Source organism: Faecalibacterium prausnitzii, from assembly GCF_003324185.1.
GTDB lineage: Bacteria > Bacillota > Clostridia > Oscillospirales > Ruminococcaceae > Faecalibacterium > Faecalibacterium prausnitzii.
The window spans coordinates 1-22,906 of the sequence record NZ_PXUP01000022.1 but is presented as its reverse complement, the minus strand read 5'-3'; the positions used below and the strand labels follow the sequence as shown (position 1 = coordinate 22,906).

Here is a 22,906-nt window from a genome sequence, read left to right as displayed (position 1 = left end):
CGTTCATTTCTATGCAGTATACTATATTCCGTAGACCGGAGCAAGAGAGAAATGCTCCGCAGAATAGACTGGAGGAACCCAGATGAGTTATAACAATTACAACCGTGGCTATGCAGAGCCTACAATGACCTCGGCTGATTATATGACCCGCACCTACCGCTGGATGGCGCTGGGACTGCTGATCACCTTTGCGGCGGCGTTTGTAACCGCCACCACCCCGCTGTTTTATGTGGTCAATTCGCTGTACCTGCTGTTCACCATTGCCGAGCTGGCGCTGGTGTTCGTGCTGAGTGCCCGGGTGCAGAATATGTCCGTGGGTGCGGCAAGAGGGGTGTTCTTAGGCTACGCCCTGCTCAACGGCATGGTACTGAGCTACTATTTCCTTGCCTTTGATCTGGGCACACTGGTGCTGGCCTTCCTTGCCACCTCGCTGTACTTCGGTCTGATGGCAGTTTACGGCACCACCACCCACAAAGACCTGTCCGGTTGGGGTCCCAAGCTGATGATGGCGTTGTTTGCGCTGATCGTTACCGGTTTTGTTGGTCTTTTGTTCGGCATGGGCTTTATGAGCACGGTGCTGTACTCCGGCATCGGTCTGGTGGTGTTCATGCTGCTGACCGCCTACGATACCCAGAAGCTGAGCCAGATGTACTCCTACTACGCAGGGGACAGCGAGCTGGCGGAAAAGGCTTCCATCTACGGCGCACTGACGCTGTATCTGGACTTCATCAACATCTTCCTGTATGTGGTGCGTCTGCTGGGTCTCAACAGCCGCCGCCGCGATTAAGCGTACAGCGCTGCAACATCATTGATAAGCAAAAAATCGGTCAGGCCTGCGGGTCTGACCGATTTTTTTGCGTAAAAAAGGGATAACGGAGCATCCCCGGATGCTCCGTTATCCCTAAAATTTTAATTCGATGCTCAAAGCATCTTTACAGCCAGCGCCTCGGTGGTGCGCTCCTGCGCTTCGGTGCTGCCGGGCTTATCGTCCAGAATGTACCGCAGCACCAGCACCTCGGCCACATACAGCACCGCCACCTTGATGGGGATGCTGCCGGAATCCAGCGGGCTTTCCTGTGCGCCGCACAGCAGCACGATGTCTGCCAGCTTTGCGCCGGGGGAGTCCTCGTAGTGGGTGATCAGGATGATCTTTGCGCCGTTGGTCTTGGCGGTGCGCAGGGTCTCCATCAGGTCGCGGGTAGCGCCGGAGTAGGAGACGAACAGCACCACGTCCTGCTCGGTCATCAGGCTGGCAGCCATGACCTGCATATGGCTGTCGGCAACGGCGCGGAACTTGTTGGTGATGCAGGCGAACCGGGCGCAGATCTCTTTGGCGGCGGCCATGCTGCCGCCCTGTCCCATGCAGAACACCTGCCGGGCGCTGTGCAGCAGCGCCACAGCCTGATCCACCGCCTGCGGCGAAAGGGCGTTCTGGGTGCCATTGATGGCGGTCATGAACAGTGCTGAGGCGTGCTCGCACAGGGTGGCAGTGTCGGCGTCCGGGGCGGGCTCCTGCTGGTTTACCAGCACACCGGTGGCATTGGCCTGCGCCAGCGCAATGCGCATTTCGTGGTAGCCCTCAAAGCCCAGCGCCCGGCAGAACCGGAACACCGTGGCCTCGGCCACCTGACACTCTCTGGCCAGCGATGATATGGACAGATACTGTGCCTCCGCGGCGTGCTGCACCAGATATTCGGCCACCGTGCGGCCGGATTTTGTCAGGTCGCCCTGATGCTGCTGCAGCAGCTCCCAAAAATTTGTAGACATTCTTCCCTCTCCTGACTTAGGCCGCCGGCGGGTGCCGGTGCCGTGTTCGTGCTTACCTTCTTATATAAAAGTATAAGAGAAACCGCGCCGCTGTGCAAGAGGCGTAATGAACACATTTTACCCGCCGATTCTGTGCAGAGGGCACAGTTTTGAAGGAAAAAATGCCCCAAATAGTGAAAATGCTTTTCATTTTTACAATTTTATAACTGAAAGCGATTTTCAGAACAACGGGAGAAGGTGTACCGTTTTGCAACTATTTTGACAAGTAAAGTGGATGAAAATATTGTGTTTTTTCTGATATCCCACAATTTTGTGCAGACTGCCGGGTTTGAAAATGAAAATTTATGAAAAGAACGAATAGACAAAATGAAAATAATTTTCTATAATTAGGCTACAAACAACGGCTGCGGACACGAGCAGCCGCTACGAGCAAAACGGAGTACGATCCCCCGATGGGTCGAAGAAGATGAACAAGGAGAATCTACCATGAAAAACTGCATTTCCCGCCGTTCCTTCCTGAAGGCTGCCGGTATTCTGGGCGCTGCCGGTGCACTGGCCGCCTGCGGCGGTTCCTCCTCCACCAGCACTGCTGCTTCCTCCACCGCTTCCTCTGCTGCAAGTGCAGCCAGCACCGGCGCAAGCATCAAGCTGTGGACATACCCCATCGGCGGCTGGGGCAATGACGATACCGTCCAGAACCTGATCTCCAGCTTCAACGCAAAGTATCCCGACATCAAGGTGACCGTGGAGTATCTGGACTACACCAACGGCGACGATCAGGTGAACACCGCCATCGAGGGCGGCAGCGCACCCGATCTGGTCATGGAAGGCCCCGAGCGTCTGGTGGCCAACTGGGGTGCCAAGGGCGTTATGGCTCCGCTGAACGATCTGTGGACCGACGACGCCAAGAAAGACATCTACGCTTCTGTGGAGTCTGCCTGCCACAACGAGAAGGGCGACTACTACGAGTACCCCCTGTGCATGACCGCACACTGCATGGCCGTGAACATGACCAAGGTCAAGGAAGTGGGCGCGGACAAGTACATTGATACCGACAAGCACACTTGGAGCACCGAGGGCTTCCTGAACACTGTGGACGCACTGTACAAGGGCGGCTACGAGAACGTGGCAGCCATCTACTGCAGCGGTCAGGGCGGCGACCAGGGCACCCGCGCCATCATCAACAATATGTACGGCGGCACCTTTACCGATGCAGCCCACACCAAGTACACCGCCGACTCTGCCGAGAACATCAAGGCCATTCAGACTCTGTACGATGCAAAGGGCGTCAACTTCGATCCCTCCATCAACGGCGGCGAGGAGATCACCCTGTTCCGCAACGGCACCCTGCAGATGGCTTTCTGCTGGAACATTGCACAGCAGCTGAACGCTGACACCGCTGCCGCAGGCCAGACCATCAGCGGCGACGAGATCTTCCCCATGGCATTCCCCACCGAAAGCGGCGACCCGAAGCTGTGCGGCGGCATCTGGGGCTTCGGCATCTTTGATAACGGCGACGAGGCCAAGATCAAGGCTGCAAAGACCTTTATCGAGTTCATCGCTGCCGACCCCGCTCAGGTCAAGGACAGCGTGCTGGCTTCCACCTACTTCCCCGTCCGCACCAGCGTGGGCGACATCTACGCCGGCAACGAGGTCATGAGCGAGTACAGCAAGTTCATGGGCTATCTGGGCGACTACTACCAGATCACCCCGGGCTGGACCACTGCCCGTACCGAGTGGTGGAACATGCTGCAGCGCGTGGGCTCCGGCGAGGCCGTCGAGACTGCCGTCAAGACCTTCGTGGACAACGCAAACGCAGCCGCTGCCGCCGAGGCATAAGCACTACTTTTTCTGAACTGCATCACAGCTGAACCGCAAGGCCCCTTCCTCCGGGTGAGGGAGGGGCCCTTTTACGGAAAAAACACTCTCAAACGAAAGGTCTGGTGATCCTCTTGGCTGCAAAGACGGCAATGAAAGAGCCCAAACGCAGCAGTGCGCTGGTACGGCGCGAAACCTTCGCCTCCTACTGCTTCCTGCTGCCTAGCCTGATCTTCTTTCTGGGCTTCGTCATCTACCCCATGATCCTCTGCGTGGTGACCAGCTTCTTTGACTCCACCATGAACCGCGCGGATATCTTTGTGGGGATGGCAAACTACAAGACCCTGTTTGCCGACCCCATCTTCCTTGGTGCATTAAAGAACACCTTCGTCATCGTTATCGTGTCGGTGCCCATCACCTGCATCTTCTCGCTGTGGGTGTCCTCCGCCATCGTAGACCTGCCGGAGTGGGCAACAAGCCTTTTCCGCTGCGTGTTCTACCTGCCCGTGGTCACCGGCTCGGTCGCCGTTACCGTGGTGTGGAAGTGGATGTACAACAACTACTACGGCATCTTCAACTATCTGGGCAAGAGCCTTGGTATTCTGGACAAGAATATCAACTGGCTGGGTGACGAGCGGTTCGCACTGGGCTGTATCATCCTGATTTTGCTCACTACCTCCGTGGGTCAGCCCATCGTGCTGTACGTTTCGGCACTGGGCAACGTGGATCAGTCCATCGTGGAGGCTGCCGAGGTGGACGGCGCTACCGACTTCCAGTGCTTCTGGAAGATCAAGTGGCCGGCCATTATGCCCACCACCCTGTACATTCTGGTCATCACCACCATCAACTCCTTCCAGTGCTTTGCACTGATCCAGCTGCTGACCTCCGGCGGCCCCAACCACAAGACCGATACCATTATGTACTACATCTACTACACCGCCTTCAAGCAGTACAAGTACGGCTACGGCAACGCCATGGGCGTGGTGCTGGCGGTGATCATCGCCATTCTGTCTGCTGTCCAGTTCAAGCTGGGCAACAAGGATAATTAAGGAGGTGCGGAACAATGCGTGCAACTGCTGCAAAAAAGCAAAAACCGTTGGAGCGCCATCCCAGTAAACTGAAAAAGATGAGCGCCTACGCCATTCTGGCGATCATCCTCATCAGCATCATGGCGGTGCTGTTCGCCTTCCCGCTGTACTGGATCATCACCGGTTCCTTCAAGACCGGCGCAGCCATCAACGCCACTACCCCGGAGTGGTGGCCCAGCCAGTGGGTGCTGACCAACTACCAGAAGCTGTTTGCCGGCAAGCGTGCCCCGCTGTGGCAGCTGGCCGTGCCCTTCGGCTCCAAGTTCAGCGCCAACGGCGAGCCCGTCTACTTCTCGGTAGGCCCCATGGCTCCCGCTGCCATCCGCTGGATGATCAACACCGTGTTCATGGCAGTCATGTCCATGATCCTTACCTGCCTGACCGCCGCCATGGCCGGTTATGCGCTGGCCAAAAAGCGCTTTGTGGGCCGCAAGCTGCTGTTCACCCTCATCGTCTGCGCTATGGCACTGCCCAAGCAGGTCATCCTGATCCCCCTGCTGCGCGAGATGAGCGCACTGAACCTGTACAACACCATCTGGGCGGTCATCTTCCCCATCGTGGGCTGGCCGTTCGGCGTGTTCCTGATGAAGCAGTTCAGTGAGGGCATCCCCACCGAAATGCTGGAGGCTGCCCGCATCGATGGCGCCAGCGAGGCACGTACCTTTGTCAAGATCGTGCTGCCCATGGTCAAGCCCGGTATCGGTGCACTGGCCATCTTTACCTTCATCAACAGCTGGAACGATTACTTCATGCAGTTGATCATGCTGTCCAGCACCAGCAACCTGACCATCTCGCTGGGCATTGCAAAGCTGCAGGCAGAGAACAGCACCGACTTCGGCCTGATCATGGCCGGTGCCGCACTGGCCGCAGTGCCGATCATCATCATCTTCCTCATCTTCCAGAAGTACTTCACCAAGGGCATCGCAATGGGTGCGGTTAAAGGCTAAAAATTACAGAAAGAAGGGCTTGAAACATGAAAGATATCAAAAAATATCAGGGTGTCATCCCTGCCTTTTACGCCTGCTATGACGCAGAGGGCAACATTTCGGTGGAGGGCGTCAAGGCGCTGACCCGCCACCTGATCGCCAAGGGCGTCAAGGGCGTGTATGTGGGCGGCTCCTCCGGCGAGTGCATCTACCAGCACGTTGACGAGCGCAAGACGGTGCTGGAAGCCGTGATGAGTGAAGCCAAGGGCAAGCTGACCGTGATTGCCCACGTCGGCTGCAACAACACCGCCGACAGCATGGAGCTGGCACGCCACGCCGAGAGCGTGGGCGTGGACGCCATTGCCTCCATCCCGCCCATCTACTTCCACCTGCCGGAGTACGCCATTGCCAAGTACTGGAACGATATGTCCGCTGCCGCCCCGAACACCGAGTTCGTCATCTACAATATCCCGCAGCTGGCTGGTACGGCGCTGACCATGAGCCTGCTGAACGAGATGCTGAAGAATCCCAACGTGATCGCAGTGAAGAACAGCTCCATGCCCACGCAGGACATCCAGATGTTCAAGGATGCCGGTATCGCCGCCCGCGGCGAGGAGGGCTTTGTGGTGTTCAACGGCCCGGACGAGCAGTTTGTTTCCGGCCGCGTCATCGGCGCAGACGGCGGCATCGGCGGCACATACGCCGTGATGCCGGAGCTGTATCTGGCCATGAATGCCCATCTGGAAAAGGGCGAGATCGCAAAGGCCCGTGCCATCCAGTATGAGGCAAACCGCATCATCTACAAGATGTGCTCTGCCCACGGTAACCTGTATGCCGTGCAAAAGGAGATTTTGCGCCGGATGTACGGGCTGGAACTGGGCAGCGTGCGCGCCCCGATGCCCGGCTTGATCCCCGAGGATGAGCCCATCGTGGCCGAGGCACAGGCCATGATCGAAGCTGCCATCGCAAAGCTGTAACAGAATAAAAGCGCCCCTCTCCGTCTCTTTTTCAGAGGGGAGGCGGGCGCTTCTTTTATTGGAGGAAACGCGAATGATCTGCGATACCCTGCAGCATCTTGGCCGGTACAGGGGGCTGCACCCCAACTTGGATACCGCCATTGACTACCTGCTTACCCACGACCTTGCCGCCATGCCGCTGGGACGCACCGAGGTGGACGGCGACAAGGTGTTCATCAACCTGATGGACGCCACATTGCACCCGGACGCGGGCTACCACCCGGAGTACCACAAGCTTTATGCTGATTTACAGGTGGACCTTACCGGCAGCGAGGGCTGGGGCTACACCAATCTGCCCGGCGCGGAGATCGGGGAGTTTACCGGGGACTGCGGCTTTCAGGCCAGCGCCAGCGTGGTGACCGGTGCACTGGGCGAGGGACGCTTTGTGCTGTTCTTCCCGGAGGAGCTGCATAAGCCCGGCCTTGTACAGCACGGCTGTGTCAGCGTGCGCAAGGCGGTCGTCAAAATCAGAATGGAGGAGTAAGACCATGGATAAGGAAAAGCTGTTTGCACAGATCAAGGGCGGACTCATCGTGTCCTGTCAGGCATTGGAGCACGAGCCCCTGTACACCAAGGAGGGCGGCGTGATGCCCCTGATGGCAAAAGCTGCCGCTATGAGCGGCGCTGTGGGCATCCGCGCCAACACCGTGCGGGACATTACCCAGATCAAGCAGGTGGTGGACCTGCCGGTCATCGGCATCATCAAAAAGGACTACCCCGGCACGCCCATGTACATCACCGTCACCATGAAGGAAGTGGACGAGCTGGTGGCCTGCGGGGTGGACATCCTTGCCGTGCAGGGCACCGGTGCGCTGCGCCCGGACGGCTCCACCTCGGCACAGTTCATCCGCGCCATCAAGGCAAAGTACCCTGAGCAGCTGGTGATGGCTGATTGCGATAACTTTGAAAACGCCATGCTCTGCGCCGAGGCAGGTGCCGACTTTGTAGGCACCACCATGCGCGGCTACACCCCGGAGACCACCGGCATTGATGATATCGACTTTGACTTCATCCGCAAGCTGTCCGCAGAGTGCCCGGCAAAGATCATTGCCGAGGGTCATATCCACTACCCGGAGCAGGCGGTCAAGGCGCTGGAGGCCGGTGCGTTTGCACTGGTGGTGGGCGGTGCCATTACCCGCCCGGCAGAGATCACCGCACGCTTTACCGGTGCCATCAACGCCGCTAAAAAATAACACAAGGGAGTGCCTGCTATGAAACACTATCTTGGTATCGATATCGGCGGCACCGCCGTCAAGCTGGGCATCGTGGACGAGACCGGTGCGGTGCTGGCGAAAGCCGAAGAGAGCGTAAGCTTTGACGGCTACCGCACCACCATCCTGACCACGGTGCTGAAGGCTGCACAAGCTTTCCTTGCCGCGCAGAGCGTCCCGGCGGAAAGCCTTGCGGGCATCGGCGTTTCTGCCACCGGGCAGATCGACAGCCGCAAGGGTATCGTGGCGGGCACCTGCGGCAACCTGCCCAACTACATCGGCGCACCCATCAAGGCGGAGCTGGAAAAGACCTTTGGTCTGCCGGTCACGGTAGCCAACGACGCCAACTGCATGACGCTGGGCGAGGTGTGGGTCGGCGGTGCACAGGGCTATACGGACGTCATCGGCGTGACGCTGGGCACTGGCGTAGGCGGCGGCATCCTGACCGGAGGCCGTCTGCTGGAGGGTGCGCGGGGTCTGGGCGGCGAGCTGGGCCACTACCGCACCCATGCGCTGGACGGCGTGGACTGCACCTGCGGCGCAAAGGGCTGCTGGGAGCGCTACGCTGCCACCACTGCTCTGGTGCGCGCCGCGCAGGAAAAAGACCCGGCATGGAAGGATGGCCGCGCCATCTTTGCCGCCGCAGAAGCGGACAACGAGACCGTGCTGGCGCTGCTGGACGCATGGACGGACGAGATCGCGCAGGGGCTTGCAGGCATGGTGCATATCTTCAACCCGCAGCTGATCCTGATCGGCGGCGGCGTGTCCGCCCAGCAGAAGCTGCTCATCGAGCCTATCGCTGAAAAGGTGAAAGCATCCGTCATGCCCGCCTTTGCCGAAGGACTGGAAATTCGTGCCGCACAGCTGCACAACGATGCCGGTATGGTGGGCGCTGTATACTACTTCCGGCAGACGATGGAAAAGGAGTGATTTGGTTATGAAAAAGCATATTCTCTGTCTGGGTGATTCCAACACCCACGGCTACTGCGCCGACCCCAACGACTGCGCCGACCACGGCATCCGCTTCAACGAGGACGAGCGCTGGACCTGCCGTCTGCAAAAGGCGCTGGGCGAGGAATATCTGGTCACCGAGGAAGGTCTTTCCGGCCGCACCACCGTGTTCGTGGATCCGCTGCATGAGTCTATGGATGCGCTGAGCGTGGCCTACGCCCTGCTTAAGAGCCACGAGGTCATCGACCTGCTCATCATCATGCTGGGCACGAACGACGTTAAGGAGCGCTTTGGCGCAAACGCCGCCTGCATCGGCGCGGGCATGGAGCGGCTGCTGCTCAAGGTCAAGAGCGTGGACTGCTGGGGTGGCAAAGCGCCTAACATTCTGGTGGTGGCACCGCCCTGCATCAAGGACGGCTTCCACGATGCCGTCATGGGCGCAGGCTGCGTGGAGAAATCCCGCGGGGTCGCCGAACAGCTGCGCATTGTGGCCGAGCGGCAGGGCGTGCACTTTATGGACGCCGCCGAGTGCGAGTTCAACGAGGTGGACTTTATGCACCTGACTTGCAAGGGTCACGCCCGGCTGGCAGAGCTGCTGACCGCAGAGGTGCCAAAGCTGGTCTGAGTGTGTTAAAAGAAAATGGACGGAGGAACGTCAAAGACGCTCCTCCGTCCATTTTTGTGCGGTGATGTGAGATGATATCAGAGGTTATGTGGCGCTTTTAGCCTGCTTGAGGATACGGATTACCTTGTATTTGGGTACATACTTTTCCGGGGCGAAATCCTCTTCCAGATAGCCCTGCTCGACACACCAGCGGGCGGCGGCAGCGGCATCGGTGGCTTGTGCAACGGTGGGCTGGGGGCAGCCTGCGTTCTGCCACAGCAGCTCAGCCAGCTGGCCCTGAGTCTTGGGGATGGCCGCATCTGCGGGCAGCAGGTTCTTCAGGATGGCGCGGGTAGTGATCTCGTAGCCGCCCCAGACTGCTGCGCCGCCAATGGCAACTGCTGCAATAGCACCGGCGGCGGACTCTGCGGGTGCTTCGGGCTCTTCGGGCTCTTCAGGTTCGGGCTTCGGCTGAGGAGTATCAACACCGAAATCCTCGTCCAGCGGCTGATCTGGATCGGGTCGGGTCGCCGGAGTAGCGGACCACTGTGCTGTCAGTCTGACAGCACCCCGGGGCATGATGAATGCGATCTCCTCAGTACCCTGCTCCATATCAGAGCCAAGCGTGCCGACCGTTACGCCAAAGTCCGCGCTGGTGCCTTCTTCCACTTTCCAGTGATGGAATTGCATGTTTTCAGCAGGTGCATCAGCCTTGATCGTGACTTTTTCGCCCGCCTTTACGCGCACAAAGCTGTCCTGCGTGCCATTGATTGTACCGCCTTCCACGATGACCGGCAGACTCATTGCGATGGCGGGAATACTGTAGACAGCACTCAGTTCCACAGGCTTGTCAGACATGGTGAACATAAAAGTTTCGTTTTTGATCTTTGCCCCGCTGGCATCCAGCAGATAATTGTTTTCTGCGTCCACCGTAACATTCAGGCTATTGCCGTCCGCATCGATGATTGCAGTAAGGCTGCCCTTTTTGAGCTTCCAGCCTACGAGCTTGGAAAAGCTTGCGTTGCTGTCGTGACCGGTCACGGTAACGGATGCACCCTCCAGTGCATACACCGTCTCACCGGTGGTATTGTCCGTTTGGGCAGTACCGTTGCTCACCTTGACAGCAGCCTTGTAGACAGCGGTCAGCTTGACGGCTGCATCCGGCATGGTGAAGCTCAGAGGGCTGACCTTCAGCTCCTCTTCGGTCTTGCCGATATTGCCGCCAGATACCTCCCAGTGGTCAAACTGGTAATCCTCGGGGCTGCCTGCGGTCACGGTAACGGCTGCGCCCGGGCGGGCAAAATCTGCATTGCTGTTACCGTTCACTTTGGCAGTACCGCCGGACACCTCAAGCTTGTTGCTGTGGTGTGCGGTCAGTTCTACATTGCCTGTAGGCATGATGAACGAAAATTCCTTCTGCGCCAGTTTTTCGGCAGAGATCGTAAAGCCTGCGGGAGCATTTACTACTTCCCAGCCGTCAAATTTTCGATCGTCAGTTTCATCGATCTGGGCGGTGACGGTCACTTTTTGACCGTTGAAGCTGTCCAGTTCTCCGCTGGTTGTATCGCCTGCTGTGGCGGTTCCATTGTTCACCTTGAGGTGAGCATCCTGCTTTTCTTCAATACGGAGATAGCTGTAGCGTGCATTCGCCTCAATGGGGGTAACACCGGCATCAATGGCTCCCTCTTCCCCGTCTTCGCTGGTAAAGTAGACGTAGTCTGCACCATCCGTGCGGTGGTAGGTAAAGTTACCAGCATTTGCGAGTACACTGCCGCCATCTTTCTCACCGTGAATCGTCACAGGGCCGTCGCAAGTGATGTCAGCCTTGCCATAGCCGCTCAAGACCCGAGAACTGCCCGATGCATCGATTTCCACTTCGTTAGCTCTGTGGATGATCAGCGTACCATCTGCATTGCTCGTATAGCCTATAGCATAGGTGCCTTCCGGTGCATTGATAGTCACTTTTCCGGTGCAGGTGATCACTGCCCTGCGGCCGATAGCGGAGTAGTTGTCGCTGGAAATTGTCACGTCGTGGGCTCTATTGATGGTCAAGTTGTGGACTGCAATGTTTTCCTTGCCATCCAGCACCACGTCAACATCATCCGGCACCTCAATGGTAATAGTATTAATCGTCTTAGTAGTATTGGTAGATGTCAGTATCTTCTGCACCGGGTCATAGTGGAAGGTATAGTTGCCTGGGGTGACGACAATGTTCTCATAATCCGCCGGGTCGATCACATTATTATTGATTTTGATCTCCTCTGCGACGTTCTCCGCATCCAGCACACTGACCGCACGGTTGCCGCTGATGTTCAACTGCATCAGTGCATCAGTGCTCTCAGCCAGAGCTGGGGCTGAGAGGGTGAACATCATGCATCCGGCTAGCGCTGCCGATACTGCACGTCGGATAAGTTTGCCTTGTTTCATGGTACAACCTCCTTTTTCCCCTCGTATTATTTACGGGGGGGGGGGTATGCATTGCGGTACTTCCATTATATTACATTTTATCGTATTTTGGAAGGGAAATGGCGCGAAATGCCCAAAAAGAGCACGAATTATCGAAAGTATCACTCTTTGATCGGCTCTGCCCCTGCCGTTCTTCCGTTCTGCGTGCTTTTTTTGCCCCAGCACCGCCTTTTTTGTTGACAAGGCACCGGCTTGCTATTATAATAGTGTAGTCAAAATGGCATTCCTGTGCGGCTTTGTGGCTGCGCGAAAGAAATACAGCTAATAACAAGGAGAGATTCTCAAATGGCACAAGAGATCAAGATGTCCGCTGCCGGTCTGAAGGCAATGCAGGAGGAACTGGAATACCTCAAAACCGTCCGCCGCAAGGAGCTGGCTGAAGAGATCAAGGAAGCCCGCAGCCACGGCGACCTGTCTGAGAACAGCGAGTACGACGAGGCCAAGAATACGCAGGGTCTGGTGGAGAACCGCATCACCGAGCTGGAGCAGACCATCAAGAACGCAGTTATAATCGACGAGAGCGAGCTGAGCGTGGATAACGTCTCCGTTGGTACCCACGTTACCATCCGTGAGACTGGCGAGGACGAAGCCGAGGAATACGATATCGTGGGCCGCACCGAGGCTGACGCCTTCAACGGCAAGATCAGCGATGAGAGCCCCGTGGGCCACGCCCTGATGGGCAAGGCTGTGGGCGAAAAGGTCGAAGTGCTGCTGCCCACCGGCCAGACCGTGGAGTACACTGTGCTGGCTATCACCCATTCTGCAAACTAAGTAGGAGTAACCATGGAAGAGCAAAAGAGAAACCCCGCTGCGGGTCTGTCCGAGAGCGAGCAGGTACAGGTGCGCCGCCAGAAGCTGGCCGACCTGCAGGCCGCCGGCAACGACCCCTTTACCCTGACCAAGTTCCCGCAGGACGCGTATTCCGCCGACCTGAAGGAAGAATTTAAGGAACTGCCCAACGAGACCGACAGCGGCAAGCTGGTGGCACTGGCAGGCCGTATGATGTCCAAGCGCGTCATGGGCAAGGCAAGCTTTGCCCACCTGCGCGATGACAAGGGCGATATCCAGCTTTACGTCCGCCGCGATGAGCTGGGCGACGAGCCCTACGCCGCTTTTAAGAAGCTGGATGTGGGTGACATTATCGGCGTGAAGGGCGAGGTGTTCCGCACCAAGACCGGCGAGCTGAGCGTGCGCGCCACTGAGCTGACCCTGCTGGCAAAGAGCCTGCGCCCCCTGCCCGAGAAGTTCCACGGCCTGACCGATACCGAGATGCGTTACCGTCAGCGCTATGTGGACCTGATCGCCAACCCGGAGGTGAAGGACACCTTCATCAAGCGCAGCCGCATCCTGAAGGAGATCCGCGCTTATCTGGACGAGAAGGGCTTTTTGGAGGTGGATACCCCCATCCTGACCCCGTTCGAGATCGGCGCTTCTGCACGCCCCTTCTACACCCATCACAACACCCTGAACATGGACATGGTGCTGCGCATCGAGACCGAGCTGTACCTCAAGCGCCTGATCGTGGGCGGCATGGATCGCGTGTACGAGGTGGGCCGCATCTTCCGCAACGAGGGCATGGACCCCAAGCACAACCCGGAGTTCACCACCATCGAGCTGTATCAGGCCTTTACCGATTTCCATGGCATGATGGATCTGGTAGAGGAGCTGTACAAGCGCCTTGCCCTCAAGATCTGCGGCAGTCTGGTCATCCCGTATCAGGGCAAGCAGATCGATATGAGCCACTGGGAGCGCCTGACCATGGTGGAGGCTGTGAAGAAGTATTCCGGTGTGGACTTCAACGACTGGCAGACCGATGCGGACGCCATCGCTGCCGCCAAGGCGCACAACGTGGAGCTGCCCGAGGTGCCCACCAAGGGCGCCATTCTGGCCGAGTTCTTCGATGCCTTTGTGGAGGACAAGTTGATCCAGCCCACCTTCATCTACGATTACCCCGTGGAGATCAGCCCGCTGGCCAAGCGCAAGCCGGATGATCCCGCCTTCACCGAGCGCTTCGAGTATTTCATCGACTGCACCGAGTACGGCAACGCCTTCAGCGAGCTGAACGACCCCATCGACCAGAAGGGCCGCTTCGAGCGTCAGGTGGCCGAGCGCAAGGCCCTGGAGCCCGAGTGCAAGGCACAGGTGGACTACGACTACGTCAACGCACTGGAGTACGGTCTGCCCCCCACGGGCGGTCTGGGCTTCGGCGTAGACCGTCTGGTGATGCTGCTCACCGATAGTGCCTCTATCCGTGACGTGTTGCTGTTCCCCACGATGCGTCCTGAATCTAACTGAGCTACGTGGTAATCTTTGTGTCTCCGACAATGAAATACATCGCGGATTCCGACACGGAAAGTGTCAGAAAGCTGACATCCTTGACGGATTTCCGCATGGACTGACGGAGATGCAGAAAAATCCCTGTTAGTACAGACGGATTCTCGCATTCTGGCTACCAGCAGAGAACTGTAAACGAGAAAACAGCCAAGAGGACATTTCACCATCAGCGATTGCTGACCGTGAGGTGTCCTCTTTCTATATCCTGATAACGCAAGTATACCACTACCCTTGACAAAGGAGAAGAATGTCATGGAACATAAAGCTGCTTCGTTTGAAGTTCCCGAACTGGAAAAAATTCTGGCCAAAAAGAAAAAGAGATACGTCGGCTACGAAGAAGGAATGGCTCTCTATTCGATGGGCAAGATTTCGTTCCGAAAGCTGGCACAGGAAGCTCACGCACTACTCCGCATAAAAAAGATAGCGATTATTGATCTGGACATTCTGGACGATTATCTGGAACAGCATCGCAAGAGCAACTGAATCAGGATATTCTTACATAGCGCACTTTCCATCCGAAGGTGCGCTTTTTCTTTTGCCCGAAAATCAGAATCAAGGAGGTTTTGCACATGAAGAAATGCTTAGAGTTGAAAATTCGAGGACACACCAAATGACGCTCAACTATTTCTATGGGCAGTCGGGCGAACTGTTTTCCTACTTCCGCATCCCAAAGGCATTGTTTCAGGACAGCTGTTTCCGGCAGCTCTCCACGGATGCCCGGACGCTGTACGGCATTCTGCTCGACCGCATGAGCCTGTCGGTCAAGAACGGCTGGATGGACAAGCAGGGACGGGTGTATATCATCTACACTGTCCGGGAAGTGCAGAAATCGCTCTGCTGCGCCGAACACAAGGCGGTCAAGTTGTTCCGGGAACTGGAACAAATCGACCTGATCGAGCGCAAACGGCGCGGTTTGGGCAAACCCAGCCTGATTTACGTCAAAGACTTCACCACAGGGCTGTCAAAAACGCACAATCTGAATTGCGCAAACAGCAATTCAGGCGTTGCCCAAAGCGCAGTTCAGGAGCGGCAAAAACCGCAAGCAAATAAGACTGATAAGAATAAGACAGAGATGAATAAACCTGATCCTATCCACTCAGGGGACATTCGGGAACAGCTTGAGGATTATTTTTATCAGGCATTGGAGGTCGAACTGCTGCTTCGGCTTTTCCCGGATGATGAGGACACCATCTATCAGATCGTGGATTTGCTGGTGGACACCTGTGCCACCAAGCGAAGGATGCTCCGAATCGCCGGGGATGATAAGCCTGCCGAGGTGGTGCGCAGTCGGCTGAAAAAGCTGAATGCCGACCACATCCGCTTTGTGCTGAACAGCCTTGCCGAAAATGCGACCCCCGTGCGGAACATGAAACAGTATCTTCTGGCATCGCTCTACAATGCGCCCACGACCATGAATCTACACTATCAGAACTTAACGAACCATGACTTTGCGCACGGTTCCCGGAAGGCGGGGTGATGTTATCGCAAAGAAAGCAACGATTATCGCAGTCACGAACCAGAAAGGCGGTGTCGGAAAAAGCACCACCTGTGAAAATCTGGGCATTGGGCTGGCAATGGAGGGCAAGAAAGTTCTGCTGGTGGACACCGACCCGCAGGGCAGTCTTACCATCAGCATGGGCTGGCAGCAGCCGGACGAACTGCCCACCACACTGTCTACGCTGATACAAAAGGCAATGAACGACCAGCCCATCCAGCCCGGTGAGGGCATCCTGCATCATGCAGAGGGCGTAGACCTTATCCCTGCCAACATCGAATTGGCGGGACTGGAAGTGGCTCTTGTAAACAGTATGAACCGTGAGAAAATGCTCAAACAGGTGCTGGACGGAGCAAAACGGGAGTACGATTATATCCTGCTGGACTGTATGCCCTCTCTGGGGATGCTCACTATTAACGCTTTGGCGGCGGCTGACACCACGCTGATTCCCGTTCAGGCACAATACCTGTCCGCCAAAGGTCTGGAACAGCTTTTGCAGACTGTCGGCAAGGTGCGGCGGCAGATCAACCCGAAATTAAAAATCGAGGGTATCCTGCTCACCATGACGGACAGCCGCACAAATTACGGAAAGCAGATTGACACCCTGATACGCCAAGCATACGGCAGTAAAATCAAAGTGTTCGACCAGACCATTTCCCGGTCTGTCCGTGCCGCCGAAACCAGTGCCGCAGGCAAGAGCATTTTCCAGCACGACCCCAAGGGCAAGGTGGCAGAAGCCTACCAATCTTTAGCGAGGGAGGTGTTGGCGGATGCCGAAAAACGGATTAAACGTAGCTCTGAAAGGGCTAGATGACCTGTTCAGTTCGGAGGAAACCCGGCAGGAGGAACAGCGAGAACAGGTACAGCAGATTCCCGTCAACGAGTTGTTTCCGTTCAAGAACCACCCGTTCAAGGTGCTGGACGATGATGCAATGACCCGGACGGTGGAAAGCATTTCGCAGTTTGGTGTCCTTGCGCCGCTGATTGCCCGCCCCAGACCAGAGGGCGGCTATGAGATTATCTCCGGGCATCGCCGGAAACACGCTGCGGAACTTGCGCATCTGGATACCTTGCCTGTCATTGTACGCAATATGGAGGATGATGCAGCCACGATACTGATGGTCGATTCCAATTTACAGAGAGAACACATCCTACCCAGCGAACGCGCCTTCGCATTTAAGATGAAGCTAGAAGCTATAAAAAATCAGGGTGCTAGGTCAGATTTAACTTCGGTGCAAATTGCACCGAAGTTGAGTGCCGAAAAAATCGGAAAAGATGCAGGAATGAGCAAGGATAATGTCAAGCGATATATCCGCCTGACAAACCTTGTCCCTGAATTGCTGGACATGGTGGACGAGAAGAAAATCTCGTTTAATCCTGCGGTGGAACTGTCCTATTTGGACGAAGCCCAACAGCGGGATTTTTTAGAGGCTATGAACGACACGCAGAATGCCCCCTCTCTTTCACAGGCGCAGCAGCTAAAAAAGATGGCACAGCAAGGCGAGTTCAGTTATGAAGCCGCCTTTGATGTGATGGGCAAGGAGAAAAAGAGTGAGCTAGACACCGTGACCATCAAGAATGAAACCCTGCGGAAATACTTTCCGCGCTCCTACACGCCCAAACAGATGGAAGATATTATCATCAAACTGCTGGATCAGTGGCAGAAAAAACGTCAGCGCAGCAACGAGCGTTGACCACATGATGAACCGTAAGACCCGATTCGGGTCTTTTTATTTTGTAAAAATAACGGAGGAAACGCCTATGAACAATACCATTGATTTCAAGACCGCAAAGACCATCGACACCATGAGCAAGAAAATCGACCACATCGACGACGCAGTGACTGGCTTCTTTTCGTTCATGCACATGGCAATGCAGAACGAGCTTGCCAGCACGGATGTCTATTTCGCCGCTGTGTCACCCGTTCTGGATTTGACCGTGATCCAGCCGGAGGAGGTTCCGCACATCCTGCCCTGCTTTGACGAGGACGATGCCGGCTACGGCATCTCCAAGGAGGAGCCGCTGGGTTTCCGCTATAACCCGAAGCAGGTCATCAAGCTGATGGGCAAGCGGTATCTGACCGGGTCGGTGATTTTCCACCGCTATACGGACAATGGCAAGTTCGCACCCCTGACCATGAGCGATATGTTTGCCATCCAGAAGTATCTGGAAACCGCCAGTGTCACGCTGATGGTCGATGAGGATGCGCTGACCTGCATCTGCATCGACTGAGGGGAAGCGGAATGGAAGAAAACACTCTTTCTGTCCTGCAAATCGCGCCGGGGCAGTACCCGAAACAGGTCGAGATTGACAACGATCTGAAAGCATTGCAGCAGGCAGTCGGTGGCAGCATCGGTGCCAGCTACCCGTTTAGCGACCCGGTTGCCATCGTCTACAACGATGATGGCAAGCTGATGGGTTTGCCCCTGAACCGCGCCCTGCGGGATGAGCATGGCGAAGCCTACGATGTGGTTGCCGGAACCTTTCTGGTGGTCGGTCTGGGTGAGGAAGATTTCGCATCCCTCACCCCGGAATTGGCTGAAAAGTTTGAGAAGAAATTTCACCAGCCCGAAGATTTTATCCGGCTGGGACATCGGATGATGGTCATTCGTGTACCCGATGAGGCAGTACGCCCTGAGAAAAACAAAGCTGCGCCATCGAAGGATGCAGGTCTTGACCGCTGATTCCTATTTTCTGCACAGGGGGTGATGCAAATGCAGGAAGAAATCGAGCAGAAATCATTCAACCTGATGATTTCGACCACGAAGTTGTCTGCCCGGACAGTGCTGAATGGCGTGAAAGCCGCCATACGGCTCTACAAAAACAAAGCCTCCCAAGGCAAGCAAAGCGTCCGTACCCTGCTGCGACAGAACCGGGGCGTATCCAGCGTGGAGATCAGCAAGACCGGTATCCGAGGGCTGGAACGCTATGCCAAAAAGTACGGCATCGACTATGCCATCCGCAAGGACATCTCCGAGGTGCCGCCCCGGTATCTGGTCTTTTTCAAAGCCCCGGACGCAGAAGCCTTCCATTCGGCGTTCAAGGAGTATTCGGCGTCCCTACTGAACAAGGACAAACGCCCTTCGGTGCTGGCACGATTGCAGGAACTGGTGCAGGCAGCGGCAGAACTCCCCGGCAAAGTCCGGCACAAGGAACAGGAGCGTGGACTGTGACCACGAAAAAGCTGACAAAGCTGCTGGCGCTGTATCTGCCCTATATTTTGCTGGGGCTGGTGGCAACCAACTTCGGTGAAGCGTGGCGGCTTGCCGAGGGCAAGGAGCTGGGCGATAAGATCATGGCGATGATGGGCACCTTCCCGATGGCATTTGCAAACCCTCTGCCCAGCCTGCATCCGCTTGATTTGCTGGTGGGTCTGGCAGTAGGTGCAGGGTTACGGCTGGCGGTGTACCTGAAAGGCAAAAACGCCAAAAAGTACCGGCATGGCATGGAGTACGGCTCTGCCCGGTGGGGAACTCCGAAGGACATTGAGCCGTTCATGGCACCAAAGTTCGCCGACAACATCATCCTAACCAAAACAGAACGCCTGATGATGTCCAACCGCCCGCCGGACCCCAAGAATGCCCGAAACAAAAATGTGCTGGTAGTCGGCGGCTCCGGCAGCGGTAAGACAAGGTTCTTTATCAAGCCGAATCTGCTGCAATGTGATTCCAAGAATTTTCCGGTATCATTCGTAGTTACAGATCCGAAAGGTAGTATCGTGGTCGAGTGCGGGAACGCACTTCTGAAAAACGGTTACAAGCTGAAGATCCTAAACACCATCAACTTCAAAAAGTCGATGCACTACAACCCCTTCGCCTATGTCCACAGCGAAAAGGACATTCTGAAACTAGTCACGACCCTGATGACCAACACCAAGGGTGAAGGGTCCGGCGGGGACCCATTCTGGGAAAAATCGGAGCGTCTTTTGCTTACTGCCCTGATCGCTTATCTGCATTATGAAGCCCCGGTGGAGGAGCAGAATTTTGCAACATTGTTGGAAATGCTGAACACCATGCAGGTGCTGGAGGATGACGAGGAATATCAGAACCCGGTGGACTTGCTGTTTGAGGAACTGGCGAAAAAGAAGCCCAACAGCTTTGCCGGACGGCAATACAAACTTTACAAGCTGGCTGCCGGAAAGACCGCAAAATCCATCCTCATTTCCTGTGGTGCCAGATTAGCCCCCTTCGACATCCAAGAACTGCGTGATCTCACCATGTACGATGAACTGCAACTGGACACGCTGGGCGATAAGAAAACAGCGTTGTTCCTCATCATGTCGGACACGGATTCAACCTTTAACTTCCTCATCAGCATGGTCTACACCCAGCTTTTCAACCTCCTGTGCGATAAAGCAGACGATGTGTACGGCGGCAAGCTGCCCATCCATGTGCGGTGCCTGATTGACGAATGCGCCAACATCGGGCAGATTCCCAATTTGGAAAAGTTGGTGGCGACCATTCGCAGCCGTGAGATCTCCGCCTGCCTTGTTTTGCAGGCGAGAAGTCAGTTGAAAGCCATCTACAAGGACAACGCAGATACCATTGTGGGCAACATGGACAGCCAGATTTTCCTCGGAGGCTCGGAACCCGGTACACTGAAAGACCTGTCCGAAATTCTGGGAAAAGAAACGATTGATTCTTTTAACACTTCGGACACGCGCGGTAATTCGCCATCCTACGGAACATCGTTCCAAAAACTTGGTCACGAATTATTGAGCCGGGACGAGCTGGCGGTGCTGGACGGCGGCAAGTGTATTTTGCAGCTGCGTGGTGTGCGCCCATTCTTGAGCGACAAGTACGACCTGACCCAGCACCCTAACTACAAGCTGACCTCAGACTGCGACCCCAAAAACACCTTCGATATTGAAAAATATCTGAACCGAAAAGAAAAAATCAATCCCAATGATGAATTTGTTGTGATTGACGCTGATTCGCTCCCGCCTGCCTGATCCGGTAGGCGGTTTTATTTTATCCTGACCAGAGAGGTACACCAGAAAGTCCACTCTCGCCGCAGTTCGCGGCTTCAATAGGCAGCTTCAGGTGTGTACGGACGGTCTACAACTTTCATTTATAAAGGAGAAACGGCTATGGAATTCTTTAACTCTGCTATCGAAGTTCTTCAGACTCTGGTTGTCGCTCTGGGTGCCGGTCTCGGCGTGTGGGGTGCTATCAATCTGCTGGAAGGTTACGGCAACGATAACCCCGGCTCCAATGCTCATGTACGGTAGAGAAGCACAAAGCAAAACAAGGATAGCCAGCCCTGCCACTATTCCGAAGTCAGGGGAACGCAATAGAAAAATTCATAGCTGTATGCTATACTTAATTAGCATTTGAACATATCAAGCTGACACAGCAATCTCTTTACTTGCCGTTAATGCGCGTCTACCAATAGTCCGCACAAAGCAAGAGTAGCGTAAAGGTATAAAAATTTCAAACTTCTTTGTAACGAAATTCCGATTTCTCCGTCTAACCTATGAAGCTGAAGGAGGTGATGACAAGTATGGACTATGAAAAGCTCTATAAAGCCTACTATTTACAGGTATACTCGTATACTATTTCTCTTGCCAAAAATCGTGAGATAGCAGAGGAAATCACGCAGAACACATTCTATAAGGCTGTCTCTACAACATCACAATTCAAAGGTAAGTCAGATGAATTGACATGGCTCTGCTCCATAGCAAAAAACCTTTACCATGATGAAATGCGAAGCCGTCAGCGAGTAGCTGATGTGAGTGAAATCAATGACTTGCCATCAAATGAAAATGTTGAGAACTCAGTTGCAGATTCTGACATGGCGTTCCGCATACACCTCGTTCTTCACCGTTTGGAAGAACCATACAAAGAAGTCTTTCAGCTTCGCGTATTCGGGGAACTATCTTTTTCACAAATCGCTGCAATTTTTGGAAAAACAGAATCATGGGCGAGAGTTACTTATCATCGTGCAAAGCTAAAAATTCAAGAAAGGATGGATGAAAAGCATGAGTAAACAATGCGATATTGTTCGAGATATTCTTCCGCTGTATGTTGACGGTGCTTGCAGCGAAGCAAGCGCAGAGATGGTAAAAGAGCATTTGAACGCCTGTGCTGACTGTAACGCAATTTATCAGAAATTGCTTTCTCACACGAGCGAAGATGTTCTTCACGAAGAAAGCGAAAGCGTTATTATGCGCCATGAGGCAAAAGAAAAGCAGAGAGGCAGAAAAAAGATAACGATTGCTGTTCTCGTTTCCATCGCTCTTTGTATCATTGCAATTTTTACAGCTCTCTTTCTGTTACCTATAAACATTGCTTATGAGCCTGTCAAAATCGACTTCCCATTTGAGGTTGAAGATGTCGAAAACGTTGAAATGTACCACTATGACGGAGTGCCTGCATCAGCAGAAAAGAAAGTAGTTGTTGCTGAAAATGATATAAAGACCCTGTATGATAAGTTCAAGGGCTTATCCCTAAAAGACAAAACGACTGAGGAAACTGCCGGAGCAGATGTGACCAGCTTTAGATTTAACCTCTCAGATGGAACAAGCTACGATTTGATTTACGCCTGCTATGGGGTTAAAAACGGCGAATTGAAGTCAGCAGCAGGCGGTTTTAAGTATTTCACAAGTGCGGATATCGGCTCTTATTGGAACAATTTGAATACGGAACTTGAGGCAATTCCTATCAATGAGAGTGAATTGCCGTGAGCAGATAGCAAACCCAGCCGAGCCTGTCAACGGTCAAGATGAACGGCGCAAATGCGCCGCCGTTGACAGCCCCGCCCGTCTTTGCTGTTCGGTAATCAAGAGGGCGACAGCACAAGATGCTGCCGCCCTCTGCCATTATTCAGAAAGGGGGATTTTCCATGACCGAACACGAAAAGTATCAAGAACATATCCGGCATACACACGATGCCTTTTGCAAGACTGTTATTCGCCACGCTGCCATAGACGCAGCCCGGAGCATACGGAGCCGCCGCAAGCGGGAAATCTCGCTTGAATATCTGATAGAAGAAAAACACTATCCATTCAGTACCACAGATAAATACTTTGCGGAGCAATCCGGCATGACCAGCTATCCGCTTTTCGTCTGTGGTCAGATGGTGCTTTTGGAAAGTCCAGAGCTTGCCGCAGCCCTGTCCGCACTATCACAGATGGAACAGGAAATCATTTTCTTGTACTACTTCCAACGATTGACGCATAGGGAGATTGGACGGAGATATGGACGGGCTGGCAACACAACCGGGCGGCGT

24 protein-coding genes and 1 pseudogene are annotated in these 22,906 nt (G+C 54.9%); 23 read left to right on the top strand and 2 right to left on the bottom strand.

The annotated features are described in order from the left end of the window. The first annotated feature begins 82 nt into the window (after positions 1-82). Positions 83-787: a Bax inhibitor-1/YccA family protein gene (locus C7J97_RS12730; protein ID WP_113992544.1), complete on the top strand. Its 705-nt coding sequence runs from the start codon at positions 83-85 to the stop codon at positions 785-787. Between the two features lie 134 nt (positions 788-921). On the opposite strand, the gene C7J97_RS12725 is transcribed toward C7J97_RS12730, so the two are convergent. Continuing rightward, complete coding sequence (locus C7J97_RS12725; protein ID WP_113992543.1) at positions 922-1,767, bottom strand: MurR/RpiR family transcriptional regulator; 846 nt, start codon at positions 1,765-1,767, stop codon at positions 922-924. Positions 1,768-2,253: 486 nt separating this feature from the next. Here C7J97_RS12725 and C7J97_RS12720 point away from each other — a divergent pair, with 486 nt between their 5' ends. The 8 genes from C7J97_RS12720 (at position 2,254) to C7J97_RS12685 (ending at position 9,402) form a co-directional block, all read left to right on the top strand. After that, positions 2,254-3,606, top strand: a complete 1,353-nt coding sequence (locus C7J97_RS12720) for an extracellular solute-binding protein (RefSeq protein WP_113992542.1) — start codon at positions 2,254-2,256, stop codon at positions 3,604-3,606. 131 nt (positions 3,607-3,737) lie between these two features. Further along, positions 3,738-4,634, top strand: a complete 897-nt coding sequence (locus C7J97_RS12715; RefSeq protein WP_015537515.1) for a carbohydrate ABC transporter permease — start codon at positions 3,738-3,740, stop codon at positions 4,632-4,634. A gap of 14 nt (positions 4,635-4,648) precedes the next feature. Then, on the top strand, positions 4,649-5,620 hold the full coding sequence (locus tag C7J97_RS12710; RefSeq protein WP_097785621.1) for a carbohydrate ABC transporter permease: 972 nt from the start codon (positions 4,649-4,651) through the stop codon (positions 5,618-5,620). Between the two features lie 26 nt (positions 5,621-5,646). Continuing rightward, positions 5,647-6,576 carry a dihydrodipicolinate synthase family protein gene (locus C7J97_RS12705; RefSeq protein ID WP_113992541.1) on the top strand — a complete coding sequence of 310 codons (930 nt, stop codon included), beginning with the start codon at positions 5,647-5,649 and terminating at the stop codon, positions 6,574-6,576. A 73-nt stretch (positions 6,577-6,649) separates the two neighbouring features. Further along, positions 6,650-7,099, top strand: coding sequence for a NanQ anomerase/TabA/YiaL family protein (locus tag C7J97_RS12700; RefSeq protein ID WP_113992540.1), 450 nt, complete (start codon positions 6,650-6,652; stop codon positions 7,097-7,099). Between the two features lie 4 nt (positions 7,100-7,103). Then, the gene (locus tag C7J97_RS12695; RefSeq protein ID WP_097783200.1) at positions 7,104-7,808 is read left to right on the top strand and encodes an N-acetylmannosamine-6-phosphate 2-epimerase; all 705 of its coding nucleotides are present in this window, start codon (positions 7,104-7,106) and stop codon (positions 7,806-7,808) included. An 18-nt stretch (positions 7,809-7,826) separates the two neighbouring features. Then, complete coding sequence (locus C7J97_RS12690) at positions 7,827-8,756, top strand: ROK family protein (RefSeq protein ID WP_113992539.1); 930 nt, start codon at positions 7,827-7,829, stop codon at positions 8,754-8,756. Between the two features lie 7 nt (positions 8,757-8,763). Next, on the top strand, positions 8,764-9,402 hold the full coding sequence (locus C7J97_RS12685) for a GDSL-type esterase/lipase family protein (protein WP_005920655.1): 639 nt from the start codon (positions 8,764-8,766) through the stop codon (positions 9,400-9,402). Positions 9,403-9,486: 84 nt separating this feature from the next. Here C7J97_RS12685 and C7J97_RS12680 read toward each other — a convergent pair whose 3' ends face one another. Further along, positions 9,487-11,808, bottom strand: coding sequence for an InlB B-repeat-containing protein (locus C7J97_RS12680; RefSeq protein WP_113992538.1), 2,322 nt, complete (start codon positions 11,806-11,808; stop codon positions 9,487-9,489). Positions 11,809-12,132: 324 nt separating this feature from the next. Between C7J97_RS12680 and greA the strand changes: the two genes are divergently transcribed. The 14 genes and pseudogenes from greA to C7J97_RS12605 form a co-directional block, all read left to right on the top strand. Next, positions 12,133-12,618, top strand: a complete 486-nt coding sequence (gene greA / locus C7J97_RS12670) for a transcription elongation factor GreA (RefSeq protein WP_055186361.1) — start codon at positions 12,133-12,135, stop codon at positions 12,616-12,618. A 12-nt stretch (positions 12,619-12,630) separates the two neighbouring features. Continuing rightward, on the top strand, positions 12,631-14,142 hold the full coding sequence (gene lysS, locus C7J97_RS12665; protein WP_113992537.1) for a lysine--tRNA ligase: 1,512 nt from the start codon (positions 12,631-12,633) through the stop codon (positions 14,140-14,142). 291 nt (positions 14,143-14,433) lie between these two features. Beyond that, entirely contained in the window at positions 14,434-14,664 is a 231-nt protein-coding gene (locus tag C7J97_RS12660) for a DUF6462 family protein (protein ID WP_113992536.1), read from the top strand. 127 nt (positions 14,665-14,791) lie between these two features. Then, positions 14,792-15,658, top strand: a complete 867-nt coding sequence (locus C7J97_RS12655) for a DUF6017 domain-containing protein (RefSeq protein ID WP_113992535.1) — start codon at positions 14,792-14,794, stop codon at positions 15,656-15,658. Then, the gene (locus C7J97_RS12650) at positions 15,624-16,490 is read left to right on the top strand and encodes a ParA family protein (protein WP_113992534.1); all 867 of its coding nucleotides are present in this window, start codon (positions 15,624-15,626) and stop codon (positions 16,488-16,490) included. Before C7J97_RS12655 ends, C7J97_RS12650 begins: the two co-directional genes overlap by 35 nt. After that, the gene (locus tag C7J97_RS12645; protein WP_113992533.1) at positions 16,447-17,370 is read left to right on the top strand and encodes a ParB/RepB/Spo0J family partition protein; all 924 of its coding nucleotides are present in this window, start codon (positions 16,447-16,449) and stop codon (positions 17,368-17,370) included. Before C7J97_RS12650 ends, C7J97_RS12645 begins: the two co-directional genes overlap by 44 nt. 67 nt (positions 17,371-17,437) lie before the next feature. Beyond that, positions 17,438-17,908, top strand: coding sequence for a hypothetical protein (locus C7J97_RS12640; protein ID WP_113992532.1), 471 nt, complete (start codon positions 17,438-17,440; stop codon positions 17,906-17,908). 11 nt (positions 17,909-17,919) lie between these two features. After that, entirely contained in the window at positions 17,920-18,360 is a 441-nt protein-coding gene (locus C7J97_RS12635) for a DUF3846 domain-containing protein (RefSeq protein WP_113992531.1), read from the top strand. A 30-nt stretch (positions 18,361-18,390) separates the two neighbouring features. Next, entirely contained in the window at positions 18,391-18,849 is a 459-nt protein-coding gene (locus C7J97_RS12630) for a PcfB family protein (RefSeq protein ID WP_170126675.1), read from the top strand. Continuing rightward, complete coding sequence (locus C7J97_RS12625; protein ID WP_113992529.1) at positions 18,846-20,627, top strand: VirD4-like conjugal transfer protein, CD1115 family; 1,782 nt, start codon at positions 18,846-18,848, stop codon at positions 20,625-20,627. Before C7J97_RS12630 ends, C7J97_RS12625 begins: the two co-directional genes overlap by 4 nt. Before the next feature lie 138 nt (positions 20,628-20,765). Continuing rightward, positions 20,766-20,894: pseudogene (locus C7J97_RS12620) on the top strand (Maff2 family mobile element protein); the annotation flags it as partial. A 257-nt stretch (positions 20,895-21,151) separates the two neighbouring features. After that, a complete protein-coding gene (locus tag C7J97_RS12615) occupies positions 21,152-21,664 on the top strand; it encodes an RNA polymerase sigma factor (protein WP_003533443.1) in 513 nt (170 codons plus the stop codon). Further along, a complete protein-coding gene (locus C7J97_RS12610; RefSeq protein WP_005946129.1) occupies positions 21,657-22,361 on the top strand; it encodes a zf-HC2 domain-containing protein in 705 nt (234 codons plus the stop codon). Before C7J97_RS12615 ends, C7J97_RS12610 begins: the two co-directional genes overlap by 8 nt. A gap of 116 nt (positions 22,362-22,477) precedes the next feature. After that, on the top strand, positions 22,478-22,906 hold a 429-nt coding region (locus C7J97_RS12605; RefSeq protein ID WP_147232797.1), incomplete at its 3' end, for an RNA polymerase sigma factor.